Annotated in this window: 10 protein-coding genes; 3 read left to right on the top strand and 7 right to left on the bottom strand. The window is 37.1% G+C overall.

Annotation, left to right across the window (positions count from 1 at the left end; genetic code table 11):
* Positions 1-47: 47 nt before the first annotated feature.
* The 5 genes from gltP to F981_RS18570 form a co-directional block, all read right to left on the bottom strand.
* Positions 48-1,337 carry a glutamate/aspartate:proton symporter GltP gene (gene gltP / locus F981_RS18590; RefSeq protein WP_004724381.1) on the bottom strand — a complete coding sequence of 430 codons (1,290 nt, stop codon included), beginning with the start codon at positions 1,335-1,337 and terminating at the stop codon, positions 48-50.
* A 277-nt stretch (positions 1,338-1,614) separates the two neighbouring features.
* Positions 1,615-2,724: an ABC transporter permease gene (locus F981_RS18585; RefSeq protein WP_004724379.1), complete on the bottom strand. Its 1,110-nt coding sequence runs from the start codon at positions 2,722-2,724 to the stop codon at positions 1,615-1,617.
* Positions 2,717-3,850, bottom strand: a complete 1,134-nt coding sequence (locus F981_RS18580; protein WP_004724376.1) for an ABC transporter permease — start codon at positions 3,848-3,850, stop codon at positions 2,717-2,719. Before F981_RS18580 ends, F981_RS18585 begins: the two co-directional genes overlap by 8 nt.
* A gap of 2 nt (positions 3,851-3,852) precedes the next feature.
* Positions 3,853-5,109, bottom strand: coding sequence for an HlyD family secretion protein (locus F981_RS18575; RefSeq protein WP_004724375.1), 1,257 nt, complete (start codon positions 5,107-5,109; stop codon positions 3,853-3,855).
* A gap of 13 nt (positions 5,110-5,122) precedes the next feature.
* The gene (locus F981_RS18570) at positions 5,123-6,616 is read right to left on the bottom strand and encodes a TolC family protein (RefSeq protein ID WP_004724372.1); all 1,494 of its coding nucleotides are present in this window, start codon (positions 6,614-6,616) and stop codon (positions 5,123-5,125) included.
* A 198-nt stretch (positions 6,617-6,814) separates the two neighbouring features.
* Here F981_RS18570 and F981_RS18565 point away from each other — a divergent pair, with 198 nt between their 5' ends.
* A complete protein-coding gene (locus tag F981_RS18565) occupies positions 6,815-7,225 on the top strand; it encodes an SRPBCC domain-containing protein (RefSeq protein WP_004724371.1) in 411 nt (136 codons plus the stop codon).
* A gap of 85 nt (positions 7,226-7,310) precedes the next feature.
* The gene (locus F981_RS18560) at positions 7,311-7,907 is read left to right on the top strand and encodes a LysE family translocator (protein ID WP_004724369.1); all 597 of its coding nucleotides are present in this window, start codon (positions 7,311-7,313) and stop codon (positions 7,905-7,907) included.
* Positions 7,908-7,946: 39 nt separating this feature from the next.
* Here F981_RS18560 and F981_RS18555 read toward each other — a convergent pair whose 3' ends face one another.
* On the bottom strand, positions 7,947-8,759 hold the full coding sequence (locus F981_RS18555; protein ID WP_004724368.1) for an AraC family transcriptional regulator: 813 nt from the start codon (positions 8,757-8,759) through the stop codon (positions 7,947-7,949).
* Between the two features lie 348 nt (positions 8,760-9,107).
* Between F981_RS18555 and serC the strand changes: the two genes are divergently transcribed.
* Positions 9,108-10,187 carry a 3-phosphoserine/phosphohydroxythreonine transaminase gene (serC, locus tag F981_RS18550; protein ID WP_004724366.1) on the top strand — a complete coding sequence of 360 codons (1,080 nt, stop codon included), beginning with the start codon at positions 9,108-9,110 and terminating at the stop codon, positions 10,185-10,187.
* Between the two features lie 869 nt (positions 10,188-11,056).
* Here the strand turns inward: serC and F981_RS18545 are convergent.
* Positions 11,057-11,986, bottom strand: a complete 930-nt coding sequence (locus tag F981_RS18545) for a hypothetical protein (protein ID WP_004724362.1) — start codon at positions 11,984-11,986, stop codon at positions 11,057-11,059.
* Positions 11,987-12,062 lie beyond the last annotated feature (76 nt).

Here is a 12,062-nt window from a genome sequence, read left to right as displayed (position 1 = left end):
GCATCTACAAAAAAACCACCCGAAGGTGGTTTTTTTGATCTTAAAAATTAATGTGTGGCATCAAAATTATAAGATTTTTGTTTTTCAGTATCGAACTTACCTTCCCATTTACTAATCACGAGAACAGCAAGTGCATTACCAATCACATTCAATACAGTACGAGCCATATCTAAAATACGGTCAATACCCGCAATAAATGCTAAGCCTTCTAGTGGGATACCCACGCTGCCTAAAGTTGCCAATAGAACCACGAAAGACACGCCAGGAACGCCTGCGATACCCTTAGACGTAATCATCAGGGTCAAGACCAAAACAAGCTGTTGAGTGATGGTTAAATCAATACCGTAAAGTTGCGCAATAAAGATGGCAGCAATACTTTGATAGAGTGTTGAACCATCTAAGTTAAATGAATAACCGATAGGAACAACAAAACTGGTAATTGATTTAGGTGCACCATAAGCTTCCATTTTTTCCATCATACGTGGTAAAACGGTTTCAGAGCTTGCAGTGGAGTAGGCCAGAATAAGTTCATCTTTTAAGATTTTGATAATTGTCCAGATACTGAAACCACAGAATCTAGCCACAAAACCAAGCACAATAAAGATAAAGAACAGAATTGCCCCATAAACTAAAACGGCTAGTTTAATTAACGGTAATAATGAACTAAAACCAAAGTTTGCAACAGTCGCTGCGATCAAGCCGAATACACCAAACGGTGCAAACATCATGATCATGTGCGTTACTTTGAACATTGTTTCAGAAACAGCTTTTAACACGTCAATTAACGGTTGCTTGGTTTCTTTAGACAATGAACCTAGACCAATACCGAAAATGACTGCAAAGAAAATAATCGGCAACATGTGCCCATCACCCATTGCAGCAAAAATATTCGGTGGGATAAGTGAAAGAACTGTATTCACTAAGCCATGAGCTTCATGGCTGACTTCCTGTGTCGTTTCTTTATATTGCGAAATATCAGAGGTTGTCAGTGTAGACATATCAATGCCTGCACCAGGTTGGAATACATTGGCAGCAACTAAGCCTACAATAATTGCAACTGTCGTAATAATCTCAAAATAAACAATGGTTTTAAAACCAAGTTTACCGACACTTTTACTGTCACCCGCATTGGCAATTCCTAAAATCAGCATGGAAAGCACAAGTGGAATTACAATCATTTTGATCAGATTGATGAAAATCTTACCCAATGGTTGTAAAAAGTTTGCAATGATGTCACCGCGAATTTCAGGTGCGTTGTGCAAAAAAGCACCAACAAGAATACCTAAGAAGAGCGCAATAACAATTTGCCAAGCGAGGCTAATTTTCATTTTCTTCATACTGAGCCCTTAAAATTCAGATTTTGGCGAAAAGGAAAACTCTATCAAAAAAACACAAAAGAAATCCCGCTAAAGCATGTGGGTGCCTTAGGGTGGGAGATTCTGAGTATTCAGAGTATTTCGAAAATGGCCTATTCTGACGCTATTTGCGTCAGCAGTACTAACTTTTTTATCAAAAATGCGTTCAAATGATTAAAAATAGTTCAGTTTGATTAAAATATTCGATTTTATTGTTAATTTTAATTCATTATATAAATTAAATTTCACACAATTATTCTTATTTTTTATGTGTTTTGGTCAGGCGTATATATGCCCATATCATCAAAACTCCTGTTAAGCACACGAGATAAATTAACTTAGGAATAACCACCTGAATCGGTACACCCATTTGATTTAACTGAATAAATAAGTTAATTCCTTGAGTAGACGGGAAGAGGTGAGCAAAATACTGCATCCAAGTCGGCATTGCTTGCAGGGGCCAAGCTGCACCTGAGAGTAAAAATAATGGAATTGAGGTGAAAACGATCAGATGTCCAGCACGTTCTGAAATATCTAGATAGCTGGCTAAAAGCATTGCCATTGTAATCACGCAACTAATAAAAATCGGAACAGAAAACAGCATGCCCCAGAAATTGCCACCTCTTGGGTAGTCATTGATCCAGTAAGTGAAACCAAATAGATAATAGCAGCCGAGGCAGCCAATCGTGAGTGCTGCTAGATAGATTCCAAAAAATTCAGCGGTTGTGGCTCGCCATCGTTGCTCACGATACCCAGCAATCAACATGCACAAGCCCAGAACAATAGTCTGATGGATAATCAGCGGTGCAATTGCAGGAAAGATATAACTGCCATATCCTGAAAGTGTGTTAAACAACGGAATTTGATGGATCGGAAGCGCGACTTGGAAATGTGAAATTTTGCCAAACCTTTCGGCTTGTTCTGCAACCGCATTTTCAATTGCAGTGGCTAAGCCTAAACCAATCTGTTTGGTTTTAAGAAAATAAGCACTGCTTAAATATAAACCAATACCACCAGCCTCACCTCGAACCACACTATTGGATAGGTTCTCAGGTAATAATAAAATACCATCGGCTTTCTGCTCTTGAACCATACGTTTTGCTTGTTCAAAATTTCCAGTAATTTCAGTAATTTTTACATTGGGACTTTTGGCAACTTCAGTAATGATGGTATTACTCAGATAGCTTTGTTCTTCATCTACAATAATAATAGGCAAGCTTTCAGCCGTTTGCGCTTTATAGGCTGTGGGATAAAAAATGCTATAAAAAAATACTGAAAGCACCATGGTGGTCAAAATAGACGAGTTTTTCCCAATATTTTTAAAAGTGTCTACATAGTATCGAGCGAGTTTTTTAAAGAATTTAATCATGTTTTGCTCCCTTCAAATTTTTATTGAGGAGTAAACTTGATAATGCAAAATAGAAAATACAATATGCGGCAAGGATAGCTAAAGGAACCATCGAAATAAAACTAGGACTGCCAACAACCCATTGTTCAGTTTGTAATTTCGCATAAGGTGTATAAGGAATAATGTTGGCCCAAAATTTGGTAAAAATTGGTGCATTATTCAAGGGAAGCGTTACGCCTGCAAAACTTAGTGAAGAGCCACCATAAACTGCAATAAATCCAAAAGTTTTAGATAAATTTCTAGTTGCGAGAACGACTGTACTACTGATCAGTGCATAGGCTGAATAAAGTAAGAACTGTCCAAGTAAAATTATCCATAGACTGCCAGCAATGAACCAACCTCGGATCACCACTAGCCAAAACAACCATACCCAAGTCCAAAAACAGAAAATTAACACATAGACCATATTTTTTGCTAAAAGTGCATTCAATACAGATTTGTCTTGGATCCATTGATTTAAAGTGCCGTATTTCAATTCTTGACCCACAGCAAAGGCTACACAACAACACAGCAATAAGTGCAAAATTGCTGGAATCATAAAGGGTTCTAAATAGAACTCATAACTGAGATTCGGATTGAACAGGGGAGAAATTTTAATATTTGCGGTGGAAAGTTCAGCATAAGGGATTTTATTTTCAAAATATGAATTCTTTGCAAAATCAGCAATCGCTTCAACCGTAGAGAGAAGCATCGCTGAAGAGATCCCATTGCCAATACTAAAATAGGACTGATTAAAAGCAATACTGATCTGTGCATCTTGTGCTTGAACCATACGTTGTTCAGCACCTGCTGGAATATGCACATATCCCCAAATCTTGGTCTGATTGAGCAGATGTTCAACTTCATTGGGATTGTCTGATACAGTGTAGATTGAAAGCGTGTGATTATGACTAAGATACTTTTCTATATTGCGACTGAGTTCACTTTGATCTTGATCAATAATTGCAATCGGTAAATGTTCAGCTTTTCCTGCATAAAACATACTACTGAATAAAATAATCACAAAGAGCGGGGCAAGTGTGACTAAGCATAAATCCCATTTATGCTTGAGCAAATATTGAAGCTCTCTTAACATGCCCGTCCACATGCTTATTGGCTCTCTTTTAATTTAAAGATCACACTCATGCCTACTTTTAATTCAGGCACGGCTTCAGCGGGTGTAAGCTTGACTTTAAAACTACGAATATCATATCCACCTGTCTGACGTGTGGTTTTAATAGTTGCAAACTCACCCTCAGCATCTATATTTTTGATGTTAAATGACACTGTTTTATTGAGTGCGGGTATAAAACCATCTAAGTTTTTTGCTTGATAAACTTGGGTGTATTGATCTTCACGGACATTTAAGCTGACCCAATTTTCTTCATCTTGAATAATACTTACAACAGGGACACCAATAGCCACCAGTTCTGAGGGTTTACCATAAGTTTTAGATACTGTGCCGTTTACAGGAGAATATAGTTTGGTTTCTGCCTCTAAAGCATTGGCTTCCGCAACAGCGGCTTTTGCAATCTCGACTTGTGCATCAGCCCCAGATTTTTGTTCAGCGGTACTGCCACGTTTTGCTCGTGCATATTGCTGATAAGCGGCTTCACTCATTTGAGTGGCTGATTGTGCAGCGGCATGCATTTCATCACGGCGTTGACGTGAAATTACCCCTTGTGCAAAGAGGTTAGCACCACGTTGATAGGTCATTTTTGCAAGATTTTCTTGCGCTTTTACACTTTGCCAATTGGCATATAAGGTATCAATGTTTTCTTGTTGAGAACCTCTGTCTGCCGTCGATTGTAAGGCTAAGGCGGATTGTAAACTTGCCAGCGCTTGTTGTTTTTTGGCAGCAATTTCTGGACTACTTAGAGTAACTAACAGTTGTCCTTTTTCAATTTTTTGACCATCGCTGACAAAGATGCCTTCTATCCGACTTGGAACTTTAGTGCTGACATGTAATGTTTCAGCTTCAACACGTCCTTGAACATCTACTGTTTTAGGCTGATAACTTTTCCATAGACCAAACGCAATCAATCCCAATAATAGAATTAAAATTATTGCGCCAATGACCAGAATTGTTTTCTTTTTAGATGTTTTTTGATCGTTGTTGATGTTTGTCGCAGCACTTTGTTCCTGTGCCGAATCTTTGATTGGTGTGTCTTTTTCAGCTTCAATTTGATCGGCTGTAGGTTGTTGCGCTACAGCTGCATCAGATAAAGCAGTCGGATCTGAATTGTTTTGTGTATTCATTTCTGGATGGACTAAATTTTCATTTGATGAAATATCTGAGTTTGCATCAGTTTTTGAAGTTGAAGATGAATCATTTTTTCCATTGTGATGGTCATGTTGTTTTGTCATTTTATGCTCCATCTTAACGAATATAATCTGTATTAGTTTGATTGACATAGTCTTTGAATTGTTCAATAGAACCATGGCTTTGTAGCAAAGTTGCTAGAGAGAGCACGTATTTATATGCATTGAGTGCTTTTTCGGTTTTGAGTAGGCTGAGTTGATTCTGTGCATCGATGACTTGAGTGGCGGTGCCCATATCTTCTTTAAATGATAATTGTTGGATTCTTAAATTCTCTAACACTGCTTGTTCATTTTGTTGCAGTAATTGATTGGACTGCTGTGCTGTGGCGAGTTCACTATAGGATTTGTAGATAATATTCTCAATCTCTTGTTGGGTGCGCGCTGTCATAAGCTCTGTTGCATATCTTTGTAATTCAGCGGCTTGGACATTTTTGTTTTTATCAATCCCTGAAAATAGGTTGTAGCGAGCAGCAACACCCACAATCCAGTTTTGGTTTTGATCTAAACTATATTCCCCAAACGCAAAAAGGGTTGGTTTTTTTGCGGCGCTCTGTATTTTGACATTCTGATTGGCAAGCTGAGTATCCATTTGCATTTTTCGAACCAGGCTTGAAGTTTCAGGATAAGAAGCAAGGAGTTGGTTGAGTGATTGGTTTTGCTGACGATTGACAAATAAGGGTGTCGTCAGTTGATCAATTTTGGATTTATGCAATAAATTTTGAAGTTGGAACTGACTGGCTTGTAAATTTGCTGACGCATTTTGTTCTGAACGCTGGGCATTATTGCGCGCAACTTCAAATTGCATGCGCTGTCCTTTGCTAATAAATCCCTGTTTTTCAAGTTTGAGTGAATTGTCATAGTGTTGTTGCATTGCACTTAGATTGAATTGACTGGCATTGAACAGCTGTTGTTGTAATTGCACATTAAAATACGCCTGAATCACTTCAAAACGTTGTGTATCTTGCTGTTGTTTAGTATCGAGTTGACTACGTTCAACTTTTAAATTGGCAATTTGTTTTGTTGTCGAGGTAATCCCGCCAGTATAAATTGGCATCATCACAGAAACTGTAGGGCGAACTACTTCATCTTCAAGGACAACATTGGCTGTATCTGGAATTAAGCCAATACCACTATGAATTCCTTGGTTTAGTCCTTGTTTTAAAGGATCTGTGATATTTGATGGAATGTTCTGTTCAGATTGCCATTGATCAACCCGATCATTCACCCCTTGTGAAAGCGTCTGTTCCAGATTATTTTTGACCCCATTTAGCGGAATATCTGTTTCAGTATGAAACTTATAGGCACGTACATTTAAATCGATGCGAGGTAGACCAATATTTTTGACAGCCTCTGCTTGAAGTTTAGACGCTTGATTGAGTGCTTGATTGGCTTGGGTGGTATAAGAATTTTCAAGTAAATATTGTTCTGCTTGCACATAGCTTAGATTTTCAGCAAAGGTGACAGATACAAAGGCCGTATTGAAGGCTGCAAAACTGCTTACTTGTATCAATTTTGATAATGCTTTAAGTGAATAGCAAGTTTTAAATTTCATCTGAAAAATCATCAGCATTTGTTTAAATTTGAGACTATTCTAACCTTGAATGACTAGAATAAATAATCTAAATGTATACTTTAATATGTGTGGTTTTTGTAGTTTCGATAATCAGTATAAATCCGATTAAATTATAATCAAAATCATGATAATTCAATCAATAAATTGAATCTCAAAATAGATCTATGGAGAATAAAAATGGCAAGAATTACCGTTGAGTCCGTGGTCACAGCACCAATCGAATTGGTTTGGGACATTTATAATAATCCAGAGGATATACAGCAATGGAATACCGCTTCAGCGGATTGGCACACGGTCAATTCTAAAAATGATTTACGTGTAGGTGGACAATTCTCAAATCGTATGGAAGCCAAAGATGGCAGTATGGGCTTTGATTTTTCGGGTACATATACTGAAATTAATCCCCATAAAAAAATTGCCTATTCTTTTGGCGAGCGAAATGCTGAAGTTCACTTTGAACAAAAAAATGATGCTGTTGTGGTGAGGATTAGTTTTGATCCTGAAACGATCTATCCGATTGAGCAACAGCAAGCAGGTTGGCAAGCAATTTTAGATAATTTTGCACGCTATGTAGAAAATAAAGTTTAGTTCTGCACAAACGTACAATACAAAACATTTCCACAGACTTACTTTGATCTTCTGAAATTCGTTTAGATCAAAGTTGAGTGTTGTTGTGGAAATCTTTCTTTATACCTTGAGTGTGATGTATAGCCCCGGTCCTGTAAATTTCATTGGATTGAATTCAGGACTGCTTGGGCAGCTTAAACAGTCCATCGGTTTTTTCATTGGGGTGGGTTGTGCAATGTTATTTCTATTTCTGACTTTGGGCTATGTTGGTGAGGCTGTTATTCCTCACAACTGGCTACACTATATTTCTTTGGTCGGGGCGGTGTATACCTTTTATATGGCTGTTAAAATGTTGATAGCCTATTTAGAAAGTACTGAAAAAGCCGAACATCAACTGACCTTCTTAAATGGTTTCTTAATTCAATTGTTTAATCCTAAAGGGATTCTGGTGATTTTACCCGTCACGACAATTATGTATCCTGCGGCTAAAATTACAGGCGTAATGATTTTTATTGTATCTTTGATTATTTCAATGGGTGCTGCTGGAGCGCCATTTGTATATGCTTTGGCGGGCAAGTTTTTAGGGGATAAAATTTCTGATCCTAAATGGTTTAATTATTTAAATAAAATTATGGCAATCATGCTGATTGTTACAGGACTTGGAATGCTACGCGATTTTATTGTAGGAATGAATTTGCTGTGATTAATCACTAGCTTGAACTGAATCTGTGTGTATTTACGCCTAAGACAAATGATTGATCTTTTTCCAATGGGCAGGGCTGAGCCCAAACGCTTGTTTAAAATGTCGGGTCATATGGCTTTGATCATAAAACCCTGCATCTGTTGCAGCCGCAACCAAAGAAGCCCCTTTGATTAAATTGATTTTAACTTTTTCCAGCCTACGCATGGTTAAATAACGATGTGGGCTGGTTCCAAACAATAAGCGGAAGTCGCGCGATAAACTCCAACGGTCGCGTCCAATATTTTTTTCTAAATCATCTAAGCTGATATTTCGTTCAGATACAGCATGAATAAATTCTCGAGCTTGTTCTGCTGCACGATAATCAAAACTCAGTCGTTGTGATAATGGTTGAACAGAAATTTCATTTAAAGCCATGGCCAGATCATACAGCGCATCTTCTTCTTCCAAGACTTCCATATGATTTTCAATGCTTTGTAGAAAAGTATTGGTGGCTTTAAATAATCGAGGATCTGTGCTGATCCCGTGTTCGATAAAAGGTAGTGGTTTACCCTTTAAAATAGATTGAATTTTTGCAGGTTCTATATACACCATACGATAGCGGAAACCGTCTTGTGTACCTGATTCACCATCATGTTTTTCATCAGGATGCAGCACCATCGTCATACCTTGCTGGCTATGTTGCATGACACCTTGATAATGAAAACTTTGAACGCCTGAAAGTGTGCGACCAATGGCATAGGTATCATGCCGATGTGGTTCATAGGCATGATCATTAAAAAAAGCTTCGATACGTTCAAATCGATCTGTTTCCGATGCTGTGCGAATCCAATCCTGATGATTTGATGCTGGCATTTAACATCTACCAATGAATAAAGTTTAAGCTGGATAAATTATAACTGAGTTAAGTTTATAAATTGAGTTTTATCCGTATATGAATATGAGCAACGGATGCTCTAGCCTTGTGCAGTCAGCTAGAAAAGCATGTTGGCAATAAGTCATTATTTCAGGATGATGATTAAAATATCCGTGAGCAGTCTAGCTATAATATTTTGCTTCTCTCAATATCGATAGTTAATTGAATTATCAACTCTAAATCTCTAAACATATTGAAATATTGACTGACAAAGCTACTGCATGAAAGGTCGATTTGTGGTTAAATGCGCCTATTTCATTCGTTTCACTTTTAAAAAGGGAAAAATCATGCGCGCGTACAATTTCTGTGCTGGTCCTGCTGCATTACCTACTGCCGTTTTAGAAAAAGCTCAGGCTGAGTTATTGGATTGGCACGGTAAAGGCTTATCCATCATGGAAATGAGCCATCGTAGCAAAGACTATGTGGCTGTCGCTGAAAAAGCAGAAGCAGATTTACGTAAATTGATGAACATTCCAGAGAACTATAAAGTATTGTTCTTACAAGGTGGTGCATCACTTCAGTTTTCTGCAATTCCACTCAATTTATTGGGTAAAAATTCTAAAGCTGATTATATCCATACTGGGATTTGGTCAGAAAAAGCCACTAAAGAAGCGCAACGTTATGGCGATATCAATATCGTTGAAGCGGCAACAAGCATAAATGGAAAGCTTGCAATTTCTGAGCAAAGTACATGGAACTTGTCAGACGATGCGGCTTATGTCCATTATGCTGAAAATGAAACAATTGGTGGTATTCAATTTGCCAATATTCCAGAAACAGATAAACCTTTAGTTTCTGATTTTTCATCAAGTATTTTATCTGCACCATTAGACGTATCTAAGTTTGGTTTGATCTATGCTGGAGCACAAAAGAATATTGGCCCAGCAGGTTTAACCCTTGTGATCGTGCGTGATGATTTATTGGATCAAGCAAAACCTGAAATTCCAAGCTTGTTAAAATATGGTTCACAAGCGAAGAATGATTCTATGGTGAATACGCCAGCAACTTATGCTTGGTATTTATCTGGTTTGGTTTTTGAATGGTTACTTGAGCAGGGCGGTGTAGACGCAATGTATAAAACCAACCTTGAAAAATCTAAATTGCTATATGGTTATATTGATTCTAGTGATTTTTATAATAACCCGATCGCACTTCCAAACCGTTCAATCATGAATGTACCGTTTACTTTGGCAGATGAAGCATTGGATAAATTATTCTTGAAAGAAGCTGAAGAAAATCATTTGCTCAATCTTGCGGGTCATCGTTCAGTGGGTGGTATGCGAGCAAGTATTTATAACGCTGTACCTTTGGACGGCGTACAAGCACTTGTCAACTTTATGGATGACTTTGCTCAACGTAACGGCTAATCTCACTTCAAAACATTTAAATGATTTGTTGTGGTCGATCAGGACCTAATTTTCTCCTTTGATTGAATAAACAGGTAAAGCCCTAGACATAAAAAAATCCCTCCAGAGTGAGGGATTTTTTTATGTGAGATAAATGTCGTAAAACATTAAGTCGTTGGGAATATGCCTAATATATGGATCATCATTGCAGCTAAAAACATACCCAGAACAAAAAAGCAGCAGGCTCCTTTATCCAAGCGTAAGTGAAAACCACTAACTTGATTGATTAGACTAGTCGATTGTTCAGGTATAATTTTCATTACTGAGCCTAGATTTTTAAATTATTGTTTAAATCCTATTGGTTCGTCGTATTTTTAACATAATTGACTGGTTAAATAAAGTGCTAAATTACATTATTAATATGTTGTGGCTTTTATTATCTCCCGATCAATAAAAATATTATGAATTTATAATCATGATTTTGTGGATACATTGTGGATAACTTGGTTGATTTTCAGTCTTTATATGGAAAATAATCCGATTTAAGTATAAAAATGAAGTCTATTTTTTAACAAGATCATGATATTTATTGGTTTAATTTTTATACTTAAGCTGCTGTTTTTAAATTTATTTTTGAATTCGTTTTCTTGGGATTTTTCAAATAGGGGAATGTATTTATTATTTAAATAAACAGGCGATATTCTTCAACTTAAATAGTTTTAAAAAGGCCTGATTATTTAAGTTTGAATTTAAACTGTGGATAACTGGTAAATTTGAATTCAAAAAGATAAAAAATGCGAGGTTCTATTTAGATATAATAGAAATGTTACAAAACATGTAATAAAAAAGCATGACGGGTTTTCCATCATGCTGATTATGTGTTTTTTGAATCAAGCAGCAGAATAAATGTTTGCTTGAATCCAGATATTACCGCGAATATATTGTCCAATTTCAAAATTTTTGAAAGCAGGATCCTTGGTTGCGATACGGACTAAGATTGCGGGTTGGTTCTCTTCAAGAATTAAAGTCACATCATAAAGGGTATAGTCTTGTTGCATAAACTGCATTTGAGTTTTACCGACCACTTTACCTTGAAACCAAGCCTCATCCTCTTGCCCTAGGGTTTCTCCATAGAGGTATGCCACCATTTTAGAAAAATCAACAGTAACAGGCGCTTTATCATCTTCTGACTTCGCTTCCCATGCATCAATTTGCTCTTGAAGGTTTTCAGGTGCAATACCATTATTTTGTGAAAGAATATCGTTTAACGCACGATGGTGTTTGATTGAAGCAGGATCATCAACAATGATTTGTTCATGGTCAGAAACTTTTTCAAGTTCATAGGCCCATGCATTCAGTTGAACTTTATATTGTTGATCTTGCAAATATTGATGGCCGTTTACACTGTACAAACTGTCAAATGCATAAACTACACTATTTGTTCCTACTTTTAAGCTAAGTACTGCTTGAGTATTGGTTTTACAGGTAATAATACGGTCAATAGAAGCATTTAATTGATAGGGACTTTCAAAACTTGGGAAAGCCGTTTTTACAGCTTTAGGTTTGTTATTCTCAACATCAATCACTTGACAGAGCTGTACAGAAGAACCGCTTGGACCTTGGATTAACCAAGTTGATACATCCATATCGCATTCTTTTGAACAAAGCCCCATGGGCATCACTGGTGCATCCAAAGCCAAACCTAACCATTTGGGCACTTCGGACGTTGGATTTTCAGTCAATAGACTCCAATGTTCGACATGGCTACCAAAATTCTGATCTTCTATGATAATTGTTTCAGGTCTGTTTTGATTGTTCATTTTCACGATTTTAAATGCCTCTCTTATGCTATTAAATCGAGGATGATTGCTAGATTTCAAGTCCTGAAATGTAAAA

The organism is Acinetobacter guillouiae CIP 63.46 (assembly GCF_000368145.1).
GTDB classification, from domain to species: domain Bacteria; phylum Pseudomonadota; class Gammaproteobacteria; order Pseudomonadales; family Moraxellaceae; genus Acinetobacter; species Acinetobacter guillouiae.
Note: the sequence above shows the minus strand (reverse complement) of the source record. Positions and strands in the feature narration are given on the sequence as shown.

What these genes read in the sequence shown, in the direction of transcription:
- gltP (WP_004724381.1), bottom strand. Translation starts at nt 1,337, where the DNA reads ATGAAGAAAATGAAAATTAGCCTCGCTTGGCAAATTGTTATTGCGCTC.
- F981_RS18585 (WP_004724379.1), bottom strand. Translation starts at nt 2,724, where the DNA reads ATGATTAAATTCTTTAAAAAACTCGCTCGATACTATGTAGACACTTTT.
- F981_RS18580 (WP_004724376.1), bottom strand. Translation starts at nt 3,850, where the DNA reads ATGTGGACGGGCATGTTAAGAGAGCTTCAATATTTGCTCAAGCATAAA.
- F981_RS18575 (WP_004724375.1), bottom strand. Translation starts at nt 5,109, where the DNA reads ATGACAAAACAACATGACCATCACAATGGAAAAAATGATTCATCTTCA.
- F981_RS18570 (WP_004724372.1), bottom strand. Translation starts at nt 6,616, where the DNA reads ATGAAATTTAAAACTTGCTATTCACTTAAAGCATTATCAAAATTGATA.
- F981_RS18565 (WP_004724371.1), top strand. Translation starts at nt 6,815, where the DNA reads ATGGCAAGAATTACCGTTGAGTCCGTGGTCACAGCACCAATCGAATTG.
- F981_RS18555 (WP_004724368.1), bottom strand. Translation starts at nt 8,759, where the DNA reads ATGCCAGCATCAAATCATCAGGATTGGATTCGCACAGCATCGGAAACA.
- serC (WP_004724366.1), top strand. Translation starts at nt 9,108, where the DNA reads ATGCGCGCGTACAATTTCTGTGCTGGTCCTGCTGCATTACCTACTGCC.
- F981_RS18545 (WP_004724362.1), bottom strand. Translation starts at nt 11,986, where the DNA reads ATGAACAATCAAAACAGACCTGAAACAATTATCATAGAAGATCAGAAT.